Genomic DNA, 22,944 nt, shown 5'->3' with positions numbered 1-22,944 from the left:
CCAAGCGGACCGCCGTAGCCGTCGTCCGAGCGGACGTCGTACGGGCGGGCCGCAGGAGCGGGCGCCGCGTCAGCGCACGAACACCCCCGCCGTACTCGCCAGATCCAGGAAGTACTGCGGCGCCACACCCAGCACCAGCGTGACCGCGACACCGACGGCGATCGCCGTCATCGTCAGCGGCGACGGAACGGCAACCGTCGGGCCCTCGGGCCGCGGCTCGCTGAAGAACATCAGCACGATGACGCGGATGTAGAAGAACGCCGCGATCGCCGACGAGATCACACCGACCACGACCAGCGGGGCCGCCCCGCCCTCCGCCGCAGCCTTGAACACGGCGAACTTCCCGGCGAAGCCGGAGGTGAGCGGAATGCCGGCGAAGGCGAGCAGGAACACCGCGAACACGGCCGCGACCAGCGGCGAACGGCGGCCCAGTCCCGCCCAGTTGGACAGATGTGTCGCCTCACCGCCGGCGTCCCGCACCAGTGTCACCACCGCGAACGCCCCGATCGTCACGAACGAGTACGCGGCCAGGTAGAAGAGGACGGACGACACCCCGTCCGGCGTGGTCGCGATGACACCCGCGAGGATGAACCCGGCGTGCGCGATCGACGAGTAGGCCAGCAGCCGCTTGATGTCGGTCTGCGTGATCGCGACGATCGCACCGCCCAGCATGGTGACGATCGCGACGCCCCACATGACCGGCCGCCAGTCCCAGCGCAGGCCGGGCAGCACGACGTACAGGAGCCGCAGCAGCGCACCGAAGGCGGCCACCTTCGTCGCCGCCGCCATGAACCCGGTCACCGGGGTCGGCGCACCCTGGTAGACGTCAGGCGTCCACATGTGGAACGGCACCGCGCCCACCTTGAACAGCAGGCCCATGACGATCATCGCGGCGCCGACCAGCAGCAGCGCGTCGTTGCCCATCGTGTCCGCCAGCGCCGGGCTGACGTCCGGGACCGTACCGTCGACGACCTGCGCGATCGCCGCGTACGACACGGAGCCCGCGTAGCCGTACAGCAGCGCGATACCGAACAGCGTGAACGCGGACGCGAAGGCACCCAGCAGGAAGTACTTGACCGCGGCCTCCTGCGACATGAGCCGCTTGCGGCGGGCCAGCGCGCACATCAGATACAGCGGGAGCGAGAACACTTCCAGGGCGATGAACAGCGTCAACAGGTCGTTGGCCGCCGGGAAGATCAGCATGCCCGCGACCGCGAACATCAGCAGCGGGAACACCTCGGTGGTGGTGAACCCGGCCTTCACCGCGGCCTTCTCGCTGTCGCTGCCCGGCACGGACGCGGCCTGCGCGGCGAAGGAGTCGACCCGGTTGCCGTGTGCCACAGGGTCGAGGCGGCGTTCGGCGAAGGTGAACAGGCCGACCAGGCCCGCCAGCAGGATCGTGCCCTGGAGGAAGAGGGCGGGTCCGTCGACCGCGATCGCGCCCATCGCGGCGATGCCCGCCTTGGTCGTGGCGTATCCGCCGGCCGCGAGCGCCACGACCGCGGCGAAGGCCGCGACGAGCGCCACGGTGGAGACGAACACCTGCGCGTAGTAACGAGCCTTGCGCGGGACGACCGCCTCGATCAGCACCCCGACGATCGCCGCGCCGATGATGATCAGGGTGGGTGACAGTTGGCCGTACTCGATCTTCGGCGGGTCGATCTTCGAGATCGGATCGGCCGCGGTTGTCCACAGGCTGTGGACAGCTGTTGCGCTCACTTGGCCGCCTCCACCTCGGGCTGGGGGTCCTTCTTCTGTACGTCGGACATGGTCTGCTTGACCGCGGGGTTGACGACGTCCGTGAGGGGCTTCGGGTAGACGCCCAGGAAGATCAGCAGTACGACCAGTGGGGCGACGACCACGAGTTCGCGCACCCTGAGGTCGGGCATCGCGGAGACCTCCGGCTTCACCGGCCCGGTCATCGTCCTCTGGTAGAGGACGAGGGTGTAGAGCGCGGCGAGCACGATGCCGAAGGTGGCGATGATGCCGATCACCGGGTAGCGCGTGAACGTGCCGACCAGGACCAGGAACTCACTGACGAAGGACGCCAGTCCCGGCAGTGACAGGGTCGCCAGACCGCCGATCAGGAAGGTGCCGGCCAGCACGGGAGCGACCTTCTGCACACCGCCGTAGTCGGCGATGAGCCGCGAGCCGCGCCGCGAGATCAGGAACCCGGCCACCAGCATCAACGCGGCCGTCGAGATCCCGTGGTTGACCATGTACAGCGTCGCGCCGGACTGGCCCTGGCTGGTCATCGCGAAGATGCCCATGATGATGAAACCGAAGTGCGAGATCGACGCGTACGCGATCAGGCGCTTCATGTCCCGCTGGCCGACCGCGAGCAGTGCCCCGTAGATGATGCTGATCAGCGCCAGTACGAGGATGGCGGGCGTCGCCCACTTGCTGGCCTCCGGGAACAGTTGGAGGCAGAAGCGGAGCATCGCGAAGGTGCCCACCTTGTCGACGACAGCCGTGATGAGGACGGCGACCGGTGTGGTGGCCTCCCCCATGGCGTTGGGCAGCCAGGTGTGCAGCGGCCACAGAGGGGCCTTCACTGCGAAGGCGAAGAAGAAGCCGAGGAACAGCCAGCGTTCGGTGTTCGTCGCCATGTCGAGCGTGCCGTTGGCGCGGGCCTCGGCGATCTCCTGGAGGCTGAAGTTCCCGGCGACCACATAGAGGCCGATCACCGCGGCCAGCATGATCAGACCGCCGACCAGGTTGTAGAGCAGGAACTTCACCGCCGCGTACGACCGTTGCGTCGACGCCACCTTCTCGCCGTGCTCGTGGGCACGGTCCCCGAAGCCGCCGATGAGGAAGTACATCGGGATGAGCATGGCTTCGAAGAAGATGTAGAAGAGGAAGACGTCGGTGGCCTCGAAGGAGATGATCACCATCGCCTCGACGGCCAGGATCAGGGCGAAGAAGCCCTGCGTCGGCCGCCAACGGCTGCTGCCGGTCTCCAGCGGGTCGGCGTCGTGCCAGCCCGCGAGGATGATGAACGGGATCAGCAGCGCCGTCAGCGCGATCAGCGCCACCGCGATGCCGTCCACGCCGAGTTCGTAGCGGACCCCGAAGTCCGCGATCCAGGCGCGGGATTCGGTGAGCTGGTAGCGATCGCCGTCCGGGTCGAAGCGGACCAGGACGGTGATCGCGAGGGCCAGTGTGCCGAGCGAGACGAGCAGCGCCAGCCACTTGGCGGCGGTGCGCTGCGCGGCCGGTACGGCGGCCGTGGCGATCGCCCCGATCGCCGGGAGTACCGCCGTAGCTGTCAGCAGAGGAAAGGACATCGGTATCAGACCGCCCTCATCAGCAGGGTCGCGGCGATGAGGATCGCCGCACCGCCGAACATCGAGACCGCGTACGACCGCGCGAAGCCGTTCTGAAGCCTGCGCATCCGTCCGGACAGGCCGCCGACCGAGGCCGCCGTGCCGTTGACGACGCCGTCGACCAGGGTGTGGTCGACGTACACCAGGGAGCGCGTGAGGTGTTCGCCGCCGCGTACGAGGACGACGTGGTTGAAGTCGTCCTGGAGCAGGTCGCGCCGGGCGGCGCGGGTGAGCAGCGACCCGCGCGGGGCAACCGCGGGGACCGGGCGACGGCCGTACTGGCCGTAGGCGATGGCGACGCCGATGACCATGCACGCCACGGTGGCGCTGGTGACCGCTGCCGCGCCGATCGGCGGGTTCCCGTGGGTGTGCCCGGTGATGGGCTCCAGCCAGTGCACGAAGCGGTCGCCGATGCTGAAGAACGCACCGCCGGCCACCGACCCGACGGCCAACGCGATCATGGGGATCGTCATGACCCTGGGCGACTCGTGCGGGTGCGGCTCCGCGTGCTCACCGTGCGTCTCGGCGGCGGGCTCCACGCTGGGCTCGGCCGATGACGCCGTCTTCGTGTGACGCCAGCGCTCCTCGCCGAAGAACGTCATCAGCATCACGCGCGTCATGTAGTACGCCGTGATGGCAGCGCCCAGCAGCGCGCAGCCGCCGAGGATCCAGCCCTCGGTGCCGCCCTTGGCGAACGCCGCCTCGATGATCTTGTCCTTGGAGAAGAAGCCGGACAGCCCCGGGAAGCCGATGATCGCGAGGTAACCGAGGCCGAACGTGACGAAGGTGACCGGCATGTACTTGCGCAGACCGCCGTACTTGCGCATGTCCACCTCGTCGTTCATGCCGTGCATGACCGAACCGGCGCCGAGAAAGAGCCCGGCCTTGAAGAAGCCGTGCGTCACCAGGTGCATGATCGCGAAGACGTAGCCGATGGGACCGAGACCGGCGGCGAGGACCATGTAGCCGATCTGCGACATGGTCGAGCCGGCCAGCGCCTTCTTGATGTCGTCCTTCGCGCAACCGACGATCGCACCGAAGAGGAGCGTGACGGCGCCGACGATGGTGACCACCAACTGCGCGTCGGGCGCGGCGTTGAAGATGGCCCCGGAGCGGACGATCAGGTAGACGCCCGCCGTCACCATCGTCGCGGCGTGGATGAGGGCCGAGACCGGGGTCGGGCCCTCCATCGCGTCCCCGAGCCAGGACTGCAGCGGCACCTGGGCGGACTTGCCGCAGGCGGCGAGCAGCAGCATCAGGCCGATGGCCGTGAGCCTGCCCTCGCTCGTGTCGGCGACCAGTCCGGCCTCCTCGTGGCTGCCGAGCACCGGCCCGAAGGCGAAGCTGCCGAACCACAGGAACATCATCATGATCGCGATCGACAGGCCCATGTCGCCGACGCGGTTGACCAGGAAGGCCTTCTTCGCGGCCGTGGCGGCGCTGGGCTTGTGCTGCCAGAAGCCGATCAGCAGGTAGGAGGCGAGACCGACGCCTTCCCAACCGACGTACAGCAGAAGGTAGTTGTCGGCGAGAACGAGCAGCAGCATCGCCGCGAGGAACAGGTTCAGATAGCCGAAGAAGCGGCGGCGCCGCTCGTCGTGCTCCATGTACCCGACCGAGTACAGGTGGATCAGCGAGCCGACGCCGGTGATCAGCAGCACGAACGTCATCGACAGCTGGTCCAGGCGGAACGCGATGTCCGCCTGGAAGCCCTCGACTGGGATCCAGCTGAACAGGTGGCTCGTCAGGGTCCGGTGTTCGGCGTCCTTGCCGAGCAGGTCGACGAAGAGGACGACGCCCAACACGAAGGAGACGGCGGCGAGGGCGGTGCCGATCCAGTGGCCGACGCGGTCGAGGCGCCGGCCACCGCACAGCAGTACGGCCGCTCCGAGCAATGGCGCCGCGACCAGCAGCGCAATCAGGTTCTCCACGATTCTTCCGACCCCTTAGAGCTTCATCAGGCTGGCGTCGTCGACCGAGGCCGAGTGGCGGGAACGGAACAGCGACACGATGATCGCGAGCCCGACGACGACCTCCGCGGCGGCGACGACCATCGTGAAGAAGGCGATGATCTGGCCGTCGAGATTGCCGTGCATCCGGGAGAAGGCGACGAGCGTGAGGTTGCAGGCGTTGAGCATGAGCTCGATGCACATGAAGACGACGATCGCGTTGCGCCTGATCAGCACGCCGGTGGCGCCGATCGTGAACAACAGGGCCGCGAGGTAGAGGTAGTTGACCGGGTTCACTTGGACGCCTCCTCGGGCCGCTTGAAGGTCGACGGCTCGATCGCTGTCCGCTCCAGCCGTTCCTCCGCACGCTGCTCCAGGGCCCGCAGGTCGTTGAGCGCCTCGGTGGACACGTCCCGGATCTGACCGCGTTCACGCAGCGTCTTGCTGACCGTGAGGTCGGACGGGGTGCCGTCGGGCAGCAGACCCGCGATGTCGACCGCGTTGTGCCGGGCGTACACGCCGGGGGCCGGCAGCGGCGGGACGTGCTTGCCTTCGCGGACGCGCTCTTCCGACAGCTCGCGCTGGGTCTTGGCGCGCTCGGTGCGTTCGCGGTGCGTGAGCACCATGGCGCCGATGGCGGCCGTGATCAGCAGGGCGCCGGTGATCTCGAAAGCGAAGACGTACTTGGTGAAGATGAGCGCCGCGAGGCCCTCCACATTGCCGTTCGCGTTCGCCTGGGCGAGGCCGTTGAACTCCGTCAGGGAGGCGTTGCCGATGCCTGCGACCAGCAGGATGCCGAAGCCGAGCCCGCAGAGAAGCGCCAGCCAGCGCTGGCCCTTGATGGTCTCCTTCAGGGAGTCCGCGGCCGTGACGCCGACGAGCATCACCACGAACAGGAACAGCATCATGATCGCGCCGGTGTAGACGACGATCTGCACGATGCCCAGGAAGTAGGCGCCGTTGGCGAGATAGAAGACCGCCAGGATGATCATGGTCCCGGCGAGACAGAGCGCGCTGTGCACGGCCTTCTTCATGAAGACGGTGCACAGGGCGCCGATCACGGCGACGGTGCCGAGGATCCAGAACTGGAAGGCCTCTCCGGTGGAGGTGGAGTAGGCGGCGAGCTGCCCGGTCATCGGCCGATCACCTTCTCGGACGCCGGTTCGTCCTCGCCGAAGGTCGTGGCGGCCTCCTGCGGGACCTCGCCCTTGGAGAGCGCGACCTGCTGGGTCGTGCCCGGCGCGGCCTCCGTCACCAGGCCCCGGTAGTAGTCCTGCTCGTCCGTCCCGGGGTAGATGGCGTGAGGGCTGTCGACCATGCCGTCCTCGAGACCGGCGAGCAGCTGCTCCTTGGTGTAGATGAGGTTGGCACGGCTGGAGTCGGCGAGCTCGAACTCGTTGGTCATCGTGAGCGCGCGCGTGGGGCACGCCTCGATGCACAGGCCGCACAAGATGCAACGGGCGTAGTTGATCTGGTACACGCGGCCGTACCGCTCGCCCGGCGAGTAGCGCTCCTCGTCGGTGTTGTCGGCGCCCTCCACATAGATGGCGTCGGCGGGGCAGGCCCAGGCGCACAGCTCACAGCCGACGCACTTCTCCAGGCCGTCCGGATGGCGGTTGAGCTGATGCCGTCCGTGGAAGCGCGGAGCGGTGGTCTTCTGCTGCTCCGGGTACTGCTCGGTCAGCCGCTTCTTGAACATGGCCTTGAAGGTCACGCCGAAGCCGGCCACGGGGTTCTGGAAACCGGGCTTGGTCTCCTTGGGCTCCTCAGCCATCGGACGCCTCCTTTCCATCCAGAGATCCGTCACTCTGAGTATCGGGCCCACCACTGACAATCAGCTCCCGCTCATGGCGCGGGCGGCGCCGAGGCACCGGCGGAAGCTCCTGTCCGGGCAGTGGCGGTACGGGGAATCCGCCCGCCATCGCGTCGAAGCCGGCGGATTCCCCGCCGTGTTGCGCGCCCTCCTTCGTCCGCTCGCGGAACAGGTCCGCGACGAAGGAGAGAAGGAGCAGCGCGAGGACGCCGCCGCCGACGTAGAGGGCGATGTCGGCGAAGTCGTAGTTCTCGTTCCGGAGGGTTCGCACGGTCGCGACGAGCATCAGCCAGACGACGGAGACCGGGATGAGGACCTTCCAGCCGAGCTTCATCAGCTGGTCGTAGCGGACGCGGGGCAGCGTGCCGCGCAGCCAGATGAAGAAGAACAGCAACAGCTGGACCTTGATCACGAACCAGAGCAGCGGCCACCAGCCGTGGTTCGCGCCCTCCCAGAAGGCGCTGACCGGATACGGGGCCCGCCAGCCGCCCAGGAAGAGCGTCACGGACACGGCCGAGACCGTCACCATGTTCACGTACTCTGCGAGCATGAACATCGCGAACTTGATCGACGAGTACTCGGTGTTGAAGCCGCCGACCAGGTCGCCCTCGGACTCCGGCATGTCGAACGGGGCGCGGTTGGTCTCGCCGACCATCGTCACGATGTAGATCAGGAACGAGACCGGCAACAGGACGATGTACCAGCGGTCCTGCTGCGCCTCGACGATCGCGGACGTCGACATCGACCCGGAGTAGAGGAACACCGAGGCGAACGCGGCACCCATGGCGATCTCGTACGAGATCATCTGCGCGCAGGAGCGGAGGCCACCGAGCAGCGGGTAGGTGGAGCCGGAGCTCCAACCCGCGAGGACGATGCCGTAGATGCCGACCGAGGCGACCGCGAGGATGTAGAGCATCGCGATCGGCAGGTCGGTGAGCTGCATCGTGGTCCGCTGGCCGAAGATCGAGATCTCGTTGCCGGCCGGGCCGAAGGGGATCACCGCGATCGCCATGAAGGCCGGGATGGCCGCGACGATCGGCGCGAGGACGTAGACGACCTTGTCCGCGCGTTTGACGATGACGTCTTCCTTCAGCATCAGCTTGATGCCGTCGGCGAGCGACTGGAGCATGCCCCAGGGGCCGTGCCGGTTGGGGCCGATGCGCAACTGCATCCAGGCGACGACCTTGCGCTCCCAGACGATGGAGAACAGCACGGTCACCATCAGGAAGGCGAAGCAGAACACCGCCTTGATGACGACCAGCCACCAGGGGTCGCGGCCGAACATCGAGAGGTCTTCAGCGGCGAGGAAAGCGCTCATGCCTCCACCTCCTCGGGGGCCTCGGACGCGAGGGTCGCCGGGCCGATGCGGACGAGTGAGCCGGGCCGCGCCCCGGTGTCGGAGGCGACGCCGCGGCCCACGGAGTTCAGCGGGAGCCACACCACCCGGTCGGGCATCTCCGTGATCTGCAGCGGAAGTTCGACGACTCCGGCGGGGCCGCTCACGGCAAGGAGATCGCCGTTCTTCACGCCGGCCTCGGCGGCCGTGGCGGCCGACACGCGCGCGTGGGCGGCATGCCGGGTACCGGCGAGCGCCTCGTCACCCTGCTGGAGGAGGCCCTCGTCCAGCAGCAGCCGGTGCCCGGCGAGGACGGCCTCACCAGCTGCCGGCCGTGGCAACTGGGCTGCGATCTCCACGGGGTCGGTGGCCCGCGGCCCGTCCCAGGAGCCGAGCCGGTCGATCTCCGCGCGCGTGGTGCGCAGATCCGGCAGGCCCAGGTGTACGTCCATGGCGTCGGCCAGCATCTGGAGCACGCGCGCGTCGGTCGGGGCGAGACGGCGGGTCATCTGGTCGGGCTTGAGCGCGGCCTCGAAGAAACGCACCCGGCCCTCCCAGTTGAGGAAGGTGCCGGCCTTCTCGGCGACGGCGGCGACGGGCAGGACGACGTCGGCGAGCTCGGTCACCTCGCCGGGCCGCAGCTCCAGCGACACCACGAAGCCGACCTCGGCGAGCGCCTCACGCGCGCGTGCCGGGTCGGGCAGGTCGGCGACCTCGACGCCCGCGACCAGCAGCGCCTGGAGTTCGCCGGTCGCGGCGGCCTCCACGATCTGGCCGGTGTCGCGGCCGTAGCGGTGCGGTAGTTCGGCCAGGCCCCAGACGGTGGCGACCTCATCACGCGCGCGTGGGTTGGTCGCGGGACGTCCGCCCGGCAGCAGCGACGGCAGCGCACCGGCCTCGACGGCACCGCGCTCCCCCGCCCGGCGCGGGACCCACACCAGCTGGGCGCCGGTCGCGGACGCGGCCCGTACGGCGGCGGTGAGCCCGCCCACCACAGCGGCCAGCCGTTCGCCGACGACGATCACGGCACCCTCTGTCCGCAGCGCCTCGGACGCCTTCGCCCCGGCCCCGTCCAGGCCGACGCCGCTCGCGAGCGCGTCCAGCCACTCGGTCTCGGTGCCGGGAGCGGCGGGCAGCAGGGTGCCGCCGGCCTTCTCCAGGCCGCGCGTGGAGTGCGTGGCCAGAGAGAAGACCTTCTGGCCGTGCTTGCGCCAGGCCTTGCGCAGCCGCAGGAAGATCCCGGGTGCCTCCTCCTCGGCCTCGAACCCGGCCAGCAGTACGGCCGGTGCCTTCTCCAGGAAGGCGTACGTGACGCCCGTACCGTCGAGGTCGCGACCGTGACCGGCGACCCGCGCGGCGAGGAAGTCGGCCTCCTCGCCGCTGTGCACGCGTGCGCGGAAGTCGATGTCGTTGGTGTCGAGCGCCACGCGCGCGAACTTGCTGTACGCGTAGGCGTCCTCGATGGTGAGCCGGCCACCGGTCAGCACACCGGTCCGGCCGCGCGAGGCGAGCAGCCCCTGGGCAGCGATCTGCAGCGCTTCCGGCCAGGAGGCCGGTTCGAGGTCACCCTCGGCGTTGCGCACCAGAGGCGTCTGAAGCCGGTCGCGCTGCTGCGCGTACCGGAAGCCGAACCGCCCCTTGTCGCAGATCCACTCCTCGTTGACCTCGGGGTCGTTGGCCGCCATGCGCCGCATGACCTTGCCGCGCCGGTGGTCCGTGCGCGTCGCGCACCCTCCGGAGCAGTGCTCGCAGACCGAGGACGAGGAGACGAGGTCGAAGGGGCGGGAGCGGAACCGGTACGCCGCCGAGGTCAGCGCGCCGACCGGGCAGATCTGGATGGTGTTCCCGGAGAAGTACGACTCGAAGGGGTCGCCCTCACCGGTGCCCACCTGCTGGAGCGCGCCGCGCTCGACCAGCTCGATCATCGGGTCGCCCGCGACCTGGTTGGAGAAGCGGGTGCAGCGGGCGCACAGCACGCACCGCTCGCGGTCGAGCAGCACCTGCGTGGAGATCGGTACGGGCTTCTCGTACGTCCGCTTCCGTCCCTCGAAGCGGGACTCGGAGTGCCCGTGCGACATCGCCTGGTTCTGCAACGGGCACTCGCCGCCCTTGTCGCAGACCGGGCAGTCCAGCGGGTGGTTGATGAGCAGGAGCTCCATCACACCCTTCTGGGCCTTCTCGGCGACCGGCGAGGTGAGGTGCGTCTTCACGACCATGCCGTCCGTGCACGTGATGGTGCAGGACGCCATCGGCTTGCGCTGTCCCTCGACCTCGACGATGCACTGGCGGCAGGCGCCGGCCGGGTCGAGGAGGGGGTGGTCGCAGAAGCGGGGGATCTCGATGCCGAGTTGCTCGGCGGCCCGGATGACCAGGGTGCCCTTGGGCACGCTGATCTCGACGCCGTCGATCGTCAGCGAGACGAGATCTTCCGGCGGGACCGCAGCCTCTCCCCCTCCGGAGGGAGCGCTGGTGGTCACAGTCATGCGTTCACCTCCGTGCGGTGGTCGGCCCAGGCCGTCGACTTGGCCGGGTCGAAGGGGCAGCCGCGGCCCGTGATGTGCTGCTCGTACTCCTCGCGGAAGTACTTGAGCGAGGAGAAGATCGGCGAGGCGGCACCGTCGCCGAGGGCGCAGAAGGACTTGCCGTTGATGTTGTCGGCGATGTCGTTGAGCTTGTCGAGGTCGGACATGACGCCCTTGCCCGCCTCGATGTCGCGCAGCAACTGCACGAGCCAGTACGTGCCTTCGCGGCAGGGCGTGCACTTGCCGCAGGACTCGTGGGCGTAGAACTCGGTCCAGCGGGTGACGGCGCGCACGACGCAGGTCGTCTCGTCGAAGCACTGGAGCGCTTTGGTGCCGAGCATGGAACCGGCGGCGCCCACTCCTTCGTAGTCGAGAGGGACGTCGAGGTGCTCGTCGGTGAACATCGGTGTCGAGGAGCCGCCCGGGGTCCAGAACTTGAGGCGATGGCCGGGGCGCATGCCGCCGCTCATCTCCAGGAGCTGGCGGAGTGTGATGCCGAGCGGGGCCTCGAACTGGCCGGGATTGGCGACATGGCCGCTGAGCGAGTAGAGCGTGAAGCCCGGGGACTTCTCGCTTCCCATCGACCGGAACCATTCTTTGCCCCGGTGCAGAATCGCGGGAACCGACGCGATCGACTCGACGTTGTTCACAACAGTTGGGCAGGCATAGAGACCTGCCACCGCAGGGAAGGGGGGACGGAGCCGCGGTTGACCACGGCGGCCTTCGAGCGAGTCGAGCAGTGCGGTCTCCTCACCACAGATGTACGCGCCGGCGCCGGCGTGCACGGTGAGTTCGAGGTCGAGTCCGCTGCCCAGGATGTTCTCGCCGAGGTAGCCCGCCGCGTAGGCCTCGCGCACGGCCTCGTGCAACCGCCGCAATACGGGGACGACTTCACCACGCAGATAGATGAAGGCATGCGAAGACCTGATGGCATAACACGCGATGACAATGCCCTCGATGAGGCTATGCGGGTTCGCGAAGAGGAGCGGAATGTCCTTGCAGGTTCCGGGCTCCGATTCGTCGGCGTTGACAACTAGATAGTGCGGTTTTCCATCGCCCTGGGGAATGAACTGCCATTTCATTCCCGTCGGGAATCCCGCGCCGCCGCGCCCGCGCAGACCGGAGTCCTTGACGTACGCGATCAGGTCGTCCGGCGACATGGCGAGCGCCTTGCGCAGTCCCTCGTACCCCTCGTGCCTTCGGTAGACGTCCAGCGTCCAGGACCTGTCCTCGTCCCAGAAGGCCGACAGCACGGGTGCGAGCAGCTTCTCGGGGCTGTTTTCCTTCAGCTCTGGTGCCAATGTCATCACTCCCCCTCCTCGGCGACAGGCCCTGCCGGGTGGGCTGGGTCGGACGCGGACGATTCCTGCGGCGCGTCGTGCGAGCTGAGGTGTTCAGCCGGCGACGGTTGGTGCACTGCCTTGCCCTGCGGCTCGTCGTGCGGGCCGCCGTCCCGCGGATGGACCACGCGCGCGGGTGCGGACTCTCCCCTGGCCAGGCGGAGGCCCACCAGCGACGCCGGTCCCGCACCGCCGCTCGCCTCGACGGCCCCGGGCCGCTCGTCGGGGAAGCCGGCCAGGATCCGCGCGGTCTCCTTGAAGGTGCACAGCCGGGCACCGCGCGTCGGTTCGACGTCCCGCCCGGCGCGCAGGTCGTCGACGAGGCGCTTGGCGCTCGCCGGGGTCTGGTTGTCGAAGAACTCCCAGTTGACCATCACCACCGGCGCGAAGTCGCAGGCCGCGTTGCACTCGATGTGCTCCAGGGTGACCTTGCCGTCGCCGGTGGTCTCGCCGTTGCCGACGCCCAGGTGTTCCTGGAGCTCCTCGAAGATCGCGTCTCCGCCCATCACCGCACAGAGGGTGTTGGTGCAGACTCCCACCTGGTAGTCCCCGGAGGGCTTGCGGCGGTACATCGTGTAGAAGGTGGCGACCGCGGTGACCTCGGCCGTGGTCAGGCCGAGCACGTCCGCGCAGAACCGCATCCCGGTGCGCGTGACATGCCCCTCCTCCGACTGCACGAGGTGCAGCAACGGCAGGAGGGCGGACCGGGAGTCCGGGTAGCGGGCGATGACCTCGCGCGCGTCGCGTTCGAGCCGTTCCCGAACGTCGTCCGGGTACGCGGGCGCGGGCAGTTCGGGCATGCCCAGGCTGACGCCCCGCTCGGAAGAAGAGGTGGTCACCGGTCGACGCCTCCCATCACGGGGTCGATGGACGCGACGGCGACGATGACGTCGGCGACCTGGCCGCCCTCGCACATCGCCGCCATGGCCTGCAGGTTGGTGAAGGACGGGTCGCGGAAGTGGACCCGGAAGGGGCGGGTGCCGCCGTCGGAGACGGCATGCACCCCGAGCTCGCCCTTGGGCGACTCGACGGCCGCGTACGCCTGTCCCGGCGGGACGCGGAAGCCCTCGGTGACCAGCTTGAAGTGGTGGATCAGGGCCTCCATGGAGGTGCCCATGATCTTCTTGATGTGGTCGAGGGAGTTGCCGAGCCCGTCCGGTCCCAGGGCGAGCTGGGCGGGCCAGGCGATCTTCTTGTCGGCGACCATGACCGGTCCGGGCTGGAGCCGGTCCAGGCACTGCTCGACGATCCCGAGCGACTGGCGCATCTCTTCCAGGCGGATCAGGAAGCGCCCGTAGGAGTCGCAGGTGTCGGCGGTCGGGATCTCGAAGTCGTACGTCTCGTAGTCGCAGTACGGCTGTGCCTTGCGCAGGTCGTGCGGCAGGCCGGTGGAGCGCAGGATCGGGCCAGTGGCGCCGAGGGCCATGCAGCCGGCCAGGTCGAGATAGCCGATGTCCTGCATACGGGCCTTGAAGATGGGGTTCCCGGTGGCGAGCTTGTCGTACTCCGGGAGGTTCTTCTTCATCTTCTTCACGAACTCGCGGATGTGGTCCACCGCGCCGGGCGGCAGGTCCTGGGCGAGTCCGCCGGGGCGGATGTACGCGTGGTTCATCCGCAGGCCCGTGATGAGCTCGTAGATGTCGAGAATCATTTCACGATCACGGAATCCGTAGATCATGATCGTGGTGGCGCCGAGCTCCATGCCGCCGGTGGCGATGCACACCAGGTGGGAGGAGAGCCGGTTCAGCTCCATCAGAAGCACCCGGATGATCTTGGCGCGCTCGGTGATCTGCTCCTCGATGCCGAGGAGCTTCTCGACGGCGAGACAGTAGGCGGTCTCGTTGAAGAAGGACGTCAGGTAATCCATGCGCGTCACGAACGTGGTGCCCTGCGTCCAGGTCCGGTACTCGAGGTTCTTCTCGATGCCGGTGTGGAGATAGCCGATGCCGCAGCGGGCCTCGGTGACCGTCTCTCCGTCGATCTCCAGGATCAGGCGGAGCACTCCGTGGGTGGAGGGGTGCTGCGGGCCCATGTTGAGGACGATGCGCTCGTCGTCGGCGCGGGCCGCGGCCTGGACGACCTCGTCCCAGTCGCCACCGGTGACCGTGTATACGGTGCCCTCGGTGGTCTCACGGGCAGATGCTGACTGCGTGCTCACGAGTACGACCTCCGCTGGTCCGGAGCAGGGATCTGGGCGCCCTTGTACTCGACGGGGATGCCGCCGAGGGGGTAGTCCTTGCGCTGCGGGTGGCCCTGCCAGTCGTCCGGCATCATGATCCGCGTCAGGGCGGGGTGACCGTCGAAGACGATGCCGAAGAAGTCGTACGTCTCGCGCTCGTGCCAGTCGTTCGTCGGATACACGGAGACGAGCGACGGAATGTGCGGGTCGCTGTCGGGGGCGCTGACTTCGAGGCGGATCAGCCGGTTGTGGGTGATCGAGCGCAGGTGGTAGATGGCGTGCAGCTCACGGCCCTTGTCGCTGAGGTAGTGGACGCCGCTGACGCCGGTGCACAGCTCGAAGCGCAGGGCCGGGTCGTCGCGCAGGGTGCGGGCGACGCGGACCAGGTGCTCGCGTTCGATGTGGAAGGTGAGTTCGCCGCGGTCGACGACCGTCTTCTCGATCGCGTTGTCGGGGAGGAGTCCCTGTTCCTCCAGCGCACCCTCGAGTTCGTCGGCGACCTCGTCGAACCAACCCCCGTAGGGGCGGCTCGCCGGCCCCGGGAGCCGGACGGAGCGGACCAGGCCGCCGTAGCCGGAGGTGTCACCGCCGTTGTTGGCGCCGAACATGCCGCGCTGGACGCGGATCTCCTCGCCGCCCTGGCCGCGCTGGCCGGGGAGGTTGGAGGCGGAGAGGTCCTTCTCGGGGTTGACCCCGTTGGACCCGTTCGCCCCGTTGGTACCGTTCGCGTCGCTCACCGCAGCAGCCCCTTCATCTCGATCGTGGGCAGGGCCTTGAGCGCCGCTTCCTCCGCCTCGCGGGCCGCCTCTTCGGCGTTCACGCCGAGCTTGGAGGACTGGATCTTCTGGTGGAGCTTGAGAATGGCGTCCATCAGCATCTCCGGCCGTGGCGGGCAGCCGGGGAGATAGATGTCGACCGGGACGATGTGGTCGACGCCCTGCACGATCGCGTAGTTGTTGAACATGCCGCCCGAGGAGGCGCAGACCCCCATGGAGATCACCCACTTGGGGTTCGGCATCTGGTCGTAGACCTGCCGGAGCACCGGCGCCATCTTCTGGCTGACCCGGCCGGCGACGATCATCAGGTCGGCCTGGCGCGGCGAGCCGCGGAAGACCTCCATGCCGAAGCGCGCCAGGTCGTAACGGCCCGCGCCGGTGGTCATCATCTCGATGGCACAGCACGCGAGGCCGAAGGTGGCCGGGAAGACGGACGCTTTGCGTACCCAGCCCGCGGCCTGCTCGACGGTGGTCAGCAGGAATCCGCTCGGCAGCTTTTCTTCGAGTCCCATGTCGTTAAAGGCCCCTCAGTCCCATTCCAGGCCGCCGCGCCGCCATACGTACGCGTACGCGACGAAGACGGTGAGCACGAAGAGCAGCATCTCCACGAGCCCGAAGATCCCCAGGGCGTCGAAGGTGACGGCCCAGGGGTAGAGGAAGACGATCTCGATATCGAAGATGATGAAGAGCATCGCCGTCAGGTAGTACTTGATCGGGAAGCGCCCGCCGCCGGCCGGCGTGGGGGTCGGCTCGATACCGCACTCATAGGCCTCGAGCTTGGCCCGGTTGTACCGCTTCGGACCGATCAGCGTGGCCATGACCACGGAGAAGATCGCAAAGCCTGCCCCGAGGGCTCCCAGTACGAGGATGGGCGCATACGCGTTCACCGCTCCTCGCTCCTCTCAGTCGGCACTGACTGCTGGCGGTTGCACTGGACCCACAACCGCCTCACCGGTTCCACGAGCCCCGCTCGTCCCGGCGAAGATCGAGAACATGTGAAGCAGGTCACAAGCCCAACTGCCTCGCATCTTATGCCCGCCGCTCTGTGATCTGCGACACGGGGTATTGCACAAGCTTTGTGATCTCCACCACCTGACGAAGGATCATGAAGCCGGATGAGCGGTGATCTTCGTACGAGAAGCGTCCGAGTGATCACCAGAGGTGACATTTTCGCTCGTCGGCGCAGCTCGGAGGGGGCGTCTCAATATCAAGAGACTTCCCTTGCATGCAAATTGGTGCTGGACGGTGCGCCTTGGTAGAGGAGCGCGTTCACACTTCAGAGGGAGGCGCGGAGGGGGATGTGGACGCGTGCGCGCATTCACGAGCATCGCCGGGAGGGATTCGGGCACAGGACGCGCACGAGGCCGTAACCGTTGCGTGACCTCCGCCACACGATGAGAGGTCCATGAGAACCGGGCTTGGCCACCGGTCCCAACAAGTGGTAAGTGGTGGGCAATTCGGACTTAATGATGAAAGCCCGTGATCACGGGCGGAGTGCCGGGCGTCCGCAATGTCCGTTACGGCGTCAATAAAGGGCGGCCCGCCCGGAATTTGGGGCGGCGATTGAACAACTGTGGCGCAGCCCACGTTTCTTGTAGGTATGGAGGAGCCCCTGATACCGGTTGTTCTCATGTCCCACACCGCTCACATACGTAGCCACCGGAAGCCCCGCCGCAGCGCGTCGACGTCCATCGCGATGCGCGCAGGAGTTGCCGGTGGCGTCCTCAGCATGGCAGCGGCTGGTGCGTCGGCCACGGCGAACGCCGCCGAGCCGGTGACGCAGACCATCGAACTGCCCACCCTCACGGGTGACCTGGCGGACCAGCTCGCCCAGTCCGCGGACGCCACCCAGTTGGCGGCCGCGAACTACGAGCTCGACGCCCAGCGTGACGCGGCCGCCGCCGCGGCCGCCAAGGAAGCCAAGAAGGACCTCGCGGAGGCCAAGAAGAAGGCCGAGGCGAAGAAGAAGGCCGAGGAGGCCCGCCGGGCCGCCGCGGAGGCCGCTGCCTCGCGCAGCGCCGAGCGCACCACCCTGTCCGCTTCCGCGAGCACCGGCACCGACGTGGCCGCTCCCGCCAGCGGCAGCGTCGGCACCGTCATCGCCTTCCTCCAGGCGCAGGTGGGTGACGCGTACGTCATGGGCGCCACCGGCCCCAACGCGTGGGACTGCTCCAGCCTGGTGCAGGCCGCGTTCAAGCAGGTCGGCGTCGACCTGCCGCGGGTCTCGCAGGACCAGTCGATGGCCGGCACCGACATCCCGCTGTCGCAGATCCAGGTCGGGGACATCCTGTACTGGGGCGGCAAGGGCTCGGCGTACCACGTGGGCGTCTACATCGGTAACGGCCAGTACCTGGACGCGGCCAACCCCTCCAAAGGCGTCGTCATCCAGGACCTGTCCGGGTACCCGGCGTCGGGCGCGGTGCGCGTCCTCTGAGTCGCAGGGATCTCCGTAAGGGCCGCAGCCGCTCGGGGGCAGCGGCCCTTACGCCTTGGCCGGGGGCCCTTGAAGCTCAGCCCAGGTCGAAGGTGTTGGGCAGACCCAGCTTGTAGCGCACCTCGTCGACCCGCTTCAGCGGCTCCAGCTCCGGGGGCCGGTACAGCTCCCAGATACGGCAGCGCTCGGCGCCCGAATTGTCCGCCTCCAGGAGCGCGTTGACCGCCAGGCGTGCCGACTCGTTGGCGCCCTCCATCGTCGCCAGGTCCACGTCCGTGCGGACGTAGTCGCCCGCGAGGAAGAAGTTCGGGACCTTTGTGCGGGCCGTGGGGCGGTTGTAGAGGGTGCCCGTGGGGTGGATGAGGAGCTGTTCGCGGTTCTGCGGGTCGGGGCCGCCCAGGCCCGTCACCGCCGGGTCCATGAACCAGCCGAGGCGGTCCTCGTCCCGCAGCGTGGTCTTGCCGGCGTCGTTCAGGCCGTCCTTCAGCTGGGCCCAGAGCTCGGCGACGACCTCCTCCTTGGTGCACTCCTTGGCCGTCTTGCCGTACAGGATGCCCGGCTTGTCCCACTCCGAGATGATGGCGGAGAGGCAGTCCTGGGCCCGTCCGTCGCCGTAGTCGCGGGGGAAGTCCCGTCCCTTCCAGAACTGCGCCTGGCCGACGGCGGTCACCGACCACGGTGAGTCGAGGCAGTTGATGTGGCCGTGCACGACGGGGGTGGGAGTGCGCAGGTAGAACATCACGCCGGTCATCCAGTCGGCCTGGAGGGCGTCGCAGCGTGCGAGCTGCGGGTCGGCCGCGCGCAGGGCCGGGCCCCACGTCAGCCGTGCGTGCTCGACCGGCAGGGCGGAGATGTAGTGGTCGGCGGTGACGGTACGTTCGTCGCCGCCGTCGCGGGCCGAGACTCGGACGCCGCTCACCTGGCCGCCGTCGTAGCGGACCTCGCGGACCTGGGTGCCGAGGACGAATTCCACGCCGAGGGAGCGCAGGTGGGCCTCCCAGGGGTCGATCCATGCCTCGCTGGTGGGGGCATTGAGGACGCGGTCGACGTCGGCGTCGCCGTCCATGCCGCGACCGAGCAGGCCCCACAGGAGCAGGGCCTCGATGATGACGCGGCCGACGGTCCGGGTCGACGCCACCTCCGCGCGGGTGGCGACGAGGTTGCGGGTCTGGCCGACGCCCAGGAGGGTCCGGTACTCCTCGCTCATCTCCTCGGCCCGGATGAAGTCCCACCACGCGACCTTCTCCCAGACCTCCTCGCGGCGGGCGTCGCAGCTGGTGAGGTGGACGAGGAGGCGGTCGGCGAAGTAGGCGGCCTCGTGGGCGGGGAGGCGGGTGCCGAGGTCCAGCACCGAGAGGAGCTGGTCGCGGATCCAGCTGAGGGTGAGGTCGCCGGGGCGGGGCGGGGTGGTGGCGCGGCGGAGCGGGAAATGCAGGTCGGGACGGCCGCCGGCGCGGGCGAAGAGGGCCTCGGTGCCACTGACGAGGTTGTCGTGGACGCCGTTCGCGTTGCCGGGGACGGGGATGCGGCGCATGGTGTCCGGCAGGTTCCGGTAGAAGCCGGGGAAGAAGCGGAAGCCGTGCTCGGCGGGGAGGTCGGCACGGCCGCCGGTCGCCGTGCCCGGGACGGGCATCGAGCGGGCCTTGCCGCCGAGGGTGTCGTAGTACTCGTAGACGGTGACGGCGTAGCCGCGTTGGGCGAGTTCGTGGGCGGCGCTCAGGCCGGAGACTCCGCCGCCCAGGACGGCTACGCGTTTGCCGACCGCGGCCTTCGCGCTGCCGGCGGGCCATAAGGCGAGGGCGCCGGCCGCTCCCCCGGCACCGGCCAGGAAGCGTCTGCGGGTATGGCCGGATCGCGTGAGACCTGTCTGCTCCTGGGGCTCCTGCGCGTGTTCTGTTGTCATGATTCCCGGAGCGTAGGGAGTGGCTTCCAAGGTCGGAAGTCCGTTTCCCGGCCACCCACACCATCCTCACAACCACAGGGAGAGACAGATGCCCAGCGTTTTCGTCCAGGGCAGGCCCGTCGAGTCGTATCCGCCGCTCGCGCCCGAGGCCCGGCGCGGGTCGGTGCGAAGGATCACCGAGACGGGTGAGGAGGTCCTGCACAAGCCGTGCCGGGACGTGACCGAGTTCGGGCCCGATCTCGCCGCACTCATCGACGACATGTTCCTGACGATGTACATCGCCGACGGGGCGGGACTGGCGGCGAACCAAGTCGGGGTCGATCTGCGGCTGTTCGTGTACGACTGCCCGGACGACGACGGGGTCCGGCACGTCGGGCACATCGTCAACCCGGTGCTGGAGCCGCTCGAAGCCACGGAGAGGCGGCTCCTCGACGAGGGAGAGGGCTGCCTGTCCGTCCCCGGCGCCGTGATGGACGTACCGCGTCCGGACCGGGCCGTGGTGCGCGGGCTCGACAAGGACGGTGAGCCGCTCGTGATCGAGGGCACCGGGTACTTCGCCCGTTGCCTCGCCCATGAGACCGATCACTGCAACGGGCAGGTCTATCTGGACCGGCTCTCCAAGCGGGAGCGGAAGGACGCGCTGCGGCAGGTGGCGGAGCGGCGGGAGGAGGTGTTCGCGCGCCGGGCCGCCAGGACGGCCGCTCTGTGACGTCGAGCGCTCCTCGACCCATGGGCCCGCCTCGCCGCCGCGCGACTCCTACGCTGTGTGCGTGAGACCCGAACAGTCCTGCGTCACCACACTCCCCGTCGCTCAAGCGGTTCCGGAACCGGTCCAAGTGGCATCCAGGAAAAGGGAGTTACCGCTACGACAGGTCGTTGGAGCCCTCGGCTTACTGGGGGTGATCGTAGGCCCGTACGTCAGCGCGGGAGGCCTCGCCGCCGGCATCGCGATGCACGAATCGTCGGCGACGTGGGCCCTTCTCTTCTTCATCGGCGCAGCCGCGCCGTTCGTCGCACTGCTCTGCGTCGAGCTCTCGGTGGCGGAGAAGGTGCTCGCGGCGGTACTGGCCCTTGCGCTCCTCGTGTTCGTCTTCGGCCGGGTGTACGACACATACGCCGCTGCCGAGGCGACAAAGGTGGGCAACGAGATCTCCGGCTGGGGTTCACGGGAGATCTCGGACCCGGGTTCACTCGCGGGTGGCGGGGTCGAAGGGGTCGCGGCGCTGATCACCGCCCTGTCGGGACTCGTCACGTCGGTCGCCGGCTGTCTCACGGCCTGGGTCGCGTTCAAGCAGTCCCGTGACAACCGGCAACCTCCGCCCGGCAGTCGACCGGCCAATCCGCCGTCGGACGGCCGGCAGGGCAATCCGCCGTCCGACCGCTGACCAGCCGGTCCCCCAGCGACCCGCCGGGCGTCACGCCTTCGGTGCCACCTTGCTCAGCCCGTTGATGATCCGGTCCATCGCGTCGCCGCCCGTCGGGTCGGTGAGGTTGGCCAAGAGCTTCAGGGTGAACTTCATCAGGAGCGGGTGGGTCAGGCCGCGCTGGGCCGCGATCTTCATGACCTTCGGGTTGCCGATGAGCTTCACGAAGGCGCGGCCCAGCGTGTAGTAGCCGCCGTAGGTGTCCTTCAGGACGCGCGGGTAGCGCTGGAGGGCGAGTTCACGCCCCGCGGGAGTCGAGCGGGCGTGGGCCTGGACGATGACGTCGGCGGCGATCTGGCCGGACTCCATGGCGTAGGCGATGCCCTCGCCGTTGAAGGGGTTCACCAGGCCGCCGGCGTCGCCGACCAGCAGCAGGCCCTTGGTGTAGTGCGGTTGGCGGTTGAAGGCCATCGGCAGGGCGGCACCGCGGATCGGGCCGGTCATGTTGTCGGGGGTGTAGCCCCAGTCCTCCGGCATGGAGGCGCACCAGGCCTTCAGGACCTCGCGCCAGTCCAGTTCCTTGAAGGAGTCCGAGGTGTTGAGCACACCGAGGCCGACGTTGGACGTGCCGTCGCCCATGCCGAAGATCCAGCCGTAGCCGGGCAGGAGGCGGTCCTCGCCGGGGCCGCGGCGGTCCCACAACTCCAGCCAGGACTCCAGGTAGTCGTCCTCGTGGCGGGGGCTTTCGAAATACGTCCGTACGGCCACGCCCATCGGCCGGTCCTCGCGGCGGTGCAGGCCCATCGCCAGGGAGAGGCGGGTGGAGTTGCCGTCGGCGGCGACGACCAGGGGCGCGTGGAAGGTGACCTCGCGCTTCTCCTCGCCGAGCTTGGCGTGGACGCCGGTGATGCGGCCGGTGCGGTCGTCGATGATCGGGGCGCCGACGTTGCAGCGCTCGTAGAGGCGGGCGCCCGCCTTCTGGGCCTGGCGGGCGAGTTGCTCGTCGAAGTCGTCACGCTTGCGGACGAGGCCGTAGTCGGGGAAGGAGGCGAGATCCGGCCAGTCCAGCTGGAGGCGCACTCCGCCGCCGATGATCCTCAGGCCCTTGTTGCGCAGCCAGCCGGCTTCCTCGGAGATGTCGATGCCCATGGCCACGAGCTGTTTGGTTGCGCGTGGGGTCAGTCCGTCACCGCAGACCTTCTCCCTCGGGAACTCGGTTTTCTCCAGCAGGAGTACGTCGAGGCCGGACTTGGCCAGGTGGTACGCCGTCGCGGAGCCGGCCGGCCCCGCGCCCACGACGATCACGTCGGCCGTGTTCTCGGAGAGGGGCGAGGAGAGAGGTGAGGAGAGCGGCTCGGTCACGTCGGTCACGGCGGGATCTCCCCAAGTTCGAAATCTGTGTGCCGACCGGCACTGGACATGGGCAGTCTATTCAGCAGCATTGATCACCCGGCTGAAGGGCTGCCTCCGTGAACCGAGCTCTCCCTGTCGTACGGCTCCGTGTCCCCACCGACGAGGACGCCGTCGCCTGGCACCGGGTGTTCGCCCACCCGGATGTCATGGAGTTCCACGGGGGCAGGCCCGTGGAGCTGTCCGTCTACGAGGAGCTCACCGCTCGCCAGCGCCGGCACGACGCCGAGCGCGGGTACTGCCTGTGGACCATGCTCGACGAGAACGAGCAGGTCATGGGCTTCACCGGAGCCCAGCCGTGGGAACGGAACTGGGGTCCCACGGGCGAGATCGAGATCGGCTGGCGGCTCGGGCGGGAGTACTGGGGCAAGGGGTATGTCACGGCGGCCGCGCAGCAGACCCTGGAGCGGGTGCGGGCGGCCGGGGTGCCGGGCGTGGTGGCCATGGTCGACGCCCGCAACGAGCGGTCGATCGCGGTGACGCGGCGGCTGGGGATGCGGCTCGCGGAAGTGTTCGCCACGCCGGATGAGCGGCAGAAGGGCCACTGCTACCGGCTCGACCTGTGACACAGGGACCGCACCGGAACTGCATG

The 22,944-nt window shown here is 68.7% G+C and carries 20 protein-coding genes; 4 read left to right on the top strand and 16 right to left on the bottom strand.

The genetic code is table 11. The annotated features are described in order from the left end of the window. Positions 1-69 precede the first annotated feature (69 nt). The 14 genes from nuoN to ADK36_RS41160 are packed head-to-tail and all read right to left on the bottom strand — an operon-like array spanning position 70 to position 16,128. Positions 70-1,719, bottom strand: coding sequence for an NADH-quinone oxidoreductase subunit NuoN (gene nuoN, locus ADK36_RS41225; RefSeq protein ID WP_053201261.1), 1,650 nt, complete (start codon positions 1,717-1,719; stop codon positions 70-72). Continuing rightward, positions 1,716-3,287, bottom strand: coding sequence for an NADH-quinone oxidoreductase subunit M (locus ADK36_RS41220; RefSeq protein WP_053201259.1), 1,572 nt, complete (start codon positions 3,285-3,287; stop codon positions 1,716-1,718). Before ADK36_RS41220 ends, nuoN begins: the two co-directional genes overlap by 4 nt. 5 nt (positions 3,288-3,292) lie before the next feature. Beyond that, complete coding sequence (nuoL, locus tag ADK36_RS41215) at positions 3,293-5,257, bottom strand: NADH-quinone oxidoreductase subunit L (RefSeq protein ID WP_053201257.1); 1,965 nt, start codon at positions 5,255-5,257, stop codon at positions 3,293-3,295. A 15-nt stretch (positions 5,258-5,272) separates the two neighbouring features. After that, positions 5,273-5,572 carry an NADH-quinone oxidoreductase subunit NuoK gene (gene nuoK / locus ADK36_RS41210; protein WP_003998919.1) on the bottom strand — a complete coding sequence of 100 codons (300 nt, stop codon included), beginning with the start codon at positions 5,570-5,572 and terminating at the stop codon, positions 5,273-5,275. After that, complete coding sequence (locus tag ADK36_RS41205) at positions 5,569-6,411, bottom strand: NADH-quinone oxidoreductase subunit J (RefSeq protein WP_048583035.1); 843 nt, start codon at positions 6,409-6,411, stop codon at positions 5,569-5,571. Before ADK36_RS41205 ends, nuoK begins: the two co-directional genes overlap by 4 nt. Further along, entirely contained in the window at positions 6,408-7,049 is a 642-nt protein-coding gene (gene nuoI / locus ADK36_RS41200) for an NADH-quinone oxidoreductase subunit NuoI (RefSeq protein WP_030046280.1), read from the bottom strand. Before nuoI ends, ADK36_RS41205 begins: the two co-directional genes overlap by 4 nt. Continuing rightward, a complete protein-coding gene (gene nuoH / locus ADK36_RS41195; RefSeq protein ID WP_053201255.1) occupies positions 7,042-8,406 on the bottom strand; it encodes an NADH-quinone oxidoreductase subunit NuoH in 1,365 nt (454 codons plus the stop codon). The genes nuoI and nuoH overlap by 8 nt, the downstream gene beginning before the upstream one ends. Then, complete coding sequence (locus tag ADK36_RS41190; protein ID WP_053201253.1) at positions 8,403-10,907, bottom strand: NADH-quinone oxidoreductase subunit G; 2,505 nt, start codon at positions 10,905-10,907, stop codon at positions 8,403-8,405. The genes nuoH and ADK36_RS41190 overlap by 4 nt, the downstream gene beginning before the upstream one ends. Beyond that, a complete protein-coding gene (gene nuoF / locus ADK36_RS41185; RefSeq protein ID WP_030046275.1) occupies positions 10,904-12,253 on the bottom strand; it encodes an NADH-quinone oxidoreductase subunit NuoF in 1,350 nt (449 codons plus the stop codon). Before nuoF ends, ADK36_RS41190 begins: the two co-directional genes overlap by 4 nt. Further along, positions 12,253-13,125 (bottom strand): NADH-quinone oxidoreductase subunit NuoE, encoded by an 873-nt coding sequence (gene nuoE, locus ADK36_RS41180; RefSeq protein WP_048583031.1) that lies wholly within the window; start codon positions 13,123-13,125, stop codon positions 12,253-12,255. Before nuoE ends, nuoF begins: the two co-directional genes overlap by 1 nt. Next, on the bottom strand, positions 13,122-14,444 hold the full coding sequence (locus tag ADK36_RS41175; RefSeq protein ID WP_048583030.1) for an NADH-quinone oxidoreductase subunit D: 1,323 nt from the start codon (positions 14,442-14,444) through the stop codon (positions 13,122-13,124). Before ADK36_RS41175 ends, nuoE begins: the two co-directional genes overlap by 4 nt. Next, positions 14,441-15,202: an NADH-quinone oxidoreductase subunit C gene (locus ADK36_RS41170; protein WP_053201251.1), complete on the bottom strand. Its 762-nt coding sequence runs from the start codon at positions 15,200-15,202 to the stop codon at positions 14,441-14,443. Before ADK36_RS41170 ends, ADK36_RS41175 begins: the two co-directional genes overlap by 4 nt. Continuing rightward, complete coding sequence (locus ADK36_RS41165) at positions 15,199-15,753, bottom strand: NuoB/complex I 20 kDa subunit family protein (protein ID WP_007383964.1); 555 nt, start codon at positions 15,751-15,753, stop codon at positions 15,199-15,201. Before ADK36_RS41165 ends, ADK36_RS41170 begins: the two co-directional genes overlap by 4 nt. 15 nt (positions 15,754-15,768) lie before the next feature. After that, positions 15,769-16,128: an NADH-quinone oxidoreductase subunit A gene (locus tag ADK36_RS41160; protein WP_003974383.1), complete on the bottom strand. Its 360-nt coding sequence runs from the start codon at positions 16,126-16,128 to the stop codon at positions 15,769-15,771. A 713-nt stretch (positions 16,129-16,841) separates the two neighbouring features. On the opposite strand from ADK36_RS41160, the gene ADK36_RS41155 reads away from it, so the two are divergent. Next, the gene (locus ADK36_RS41155; protein WP_048583028.1) at positions 16,842-17,675 is read left to right on the top strand and encodes a C40 family peptidase; all 834 of its coding nucleotides are present in this window, start codon (positions 16,842-16,844) and stop codon (positions 17,673-17,675) included. Positions 17,676-17,751: 76 nt separating this feature from the next. Here the strand turns inward: ADK36_RS41155 and ADK36_RS41150 are convergent, their stop codons facing one another. Further along, positions 17,752-19,578 carry a hydroxysqualene dehydroxylase gene (locus ADK36_RS41150; protein WP_048583027.1) on the bottom strand — a complete coding sequence of 609 codons (1,827 nt, stop codon included), beginning with the start codon at positions 19,576-19,578 and terminating at the stop codon, positions 17,752-17,754. Positions 19,579-19,666: 88 nt separating this feature from the next. Between ADK36_RS41150 and def the strand changes: the two genes are divergently transcribed. After that, complete coding sequence (gene def, locus ADK36_RS41145) at positions 19,667-20,287, top strand: peptide deformylase (RefSeq protein ID WP_048583026.1); 621 nt, start codon at positions 19,667-19,669, stop codon at positions 20,285-20,287. Between the two features lie 190 nt (positions 20,288-20,477). Beyond that, positions 20,478-20,963, top strand: a complete 486-nt coding sequence (locus ADK36_RS41140; protein WP_048583025.1) for a hypothetical protein — start codon at positions 20,478-20,480, stop codon at positions 20,961-20,963. A 30-nt stretch (positions 20,964-20,993) separates the two neighbouring features. Here ADK36_RS41140 and ADK36_RS41135 read toward each other — a convergent pair whose 3' ends face one another. Next, a complete protein-coding gene (locus tag ADK36_RS41135; RefSeq protein ID WP_048583024.1) occupies positions 20,994-22,313 on the bottom strand; it encodes a geranylgeranyl reductase family protein in 1,320 nt (439 codons plus the stop codon). Positions 22,314-22,411: 98 nt separating this feature from the next. On the opposite strand from ADK36_RS41135, the gene ADK36_RS41130 reads away from it, so the two are divergent. Beyond that, positions 22,412-22,918, top strand: a complete 507-nt coding sequence (locus ADK36_RS41130) for a GNAT family N-acetyltransferase (protein ID WP_048583023.1) — start codon at positions 22,412-22,414, stop codon at positions 22,916-22,918. Positions 22,919-22,944: the final 26 nt, after the last annotated feature.

The sequence above is a fragment of the Streptomyces viridochromogenes genome (assembly GCF_001270495.1).
Classification (GTDB): domain Bacteria; phylum Actinomycetota; class Actinomycetes; order Streptomycetales; family Streptomycetaceae; genus Streptomyces; species Streptomyces viridochromogenes_A.
Note: the sequence above shows the minus strand (reverse complement) of the source record. Positions and strands in the feature narration are given on the sequence as shown.

Excerpts from the sequence above, each read along its gene's own strand:
- ADK36_RS41220 (WP_053201259.1), bottom strand. The coding sequence starts at position 3,287 with ATGTCCTTTCCTCTGCTGACAGCTACGGCGGTACTCCCGGCGATCGGG.
- ADK36_RS41205 (WP_048583035.1), bottom strand. The coding sequence starts at position 6,411 with ATGACCGGGCAGCTCGCCGCCTACTCCACCTCCACCGGAGAGGCCTTC.
- nuoI (WP_030046280.1), bottom strand. The coding sequence starts at position 7,049 with ATGGCTGAGGAGCCCAAGGAGACCAAGCCCGGTTTCCAGAACCCCGTG.
- nuoH (WP_053201255.1), bottom strand. The coding sequence starts at position 8,406 with ATGAGCGCTTTCCTCGCCGCTGAAGACCTCTCGATGTTCGGCCGCGAC.
- ADK36_RS41190 (WP_053201253.1), bottom strand. The coding sequence starts at position 10,907 with ATGACTGTGACCACCAGCGCTCCCTCCGGAGGGGGAGAGGCTGCGGTC.
- nuoF (WP_030046275.1), bottom strand. The coding sequence starts at position 12,253 with ATGACATTGGCACCAGAGCTGAAGGAAAACAGCCCCGAGAAGCTGCTC.
- ADK36_RS41165 (WP_007383964.1), bottom strand. The coding sequence starts at position 15,753 with ATGGGACTCGAAGAAAAGCTGCCGAGCGGATTCCTGCTGACCACCGTC.
- ADK36_RS41155 (WP_048583028.1), top strand. The coding sequence starts at position 16,842 with ATGGAGGAGCCCCTGATACCGGTTGTTCTCATGTCCCACACCGCTCAC.
- ADK36_RS41150 (WP_048583027.1), bottom strand. The coding sequence starts at position 19,578 with ATGACAACAGAACACGCGCAGGAGCCCCAGGAGCAGACAGGTCTCACG.
- def (WP_048583026.1), top strand. The coding sequence starts at position 19,667 with ATGCCCAGCGTTTTCGTCCAGGGCAGGCCCGTCGAGTCGTATCCGCCG.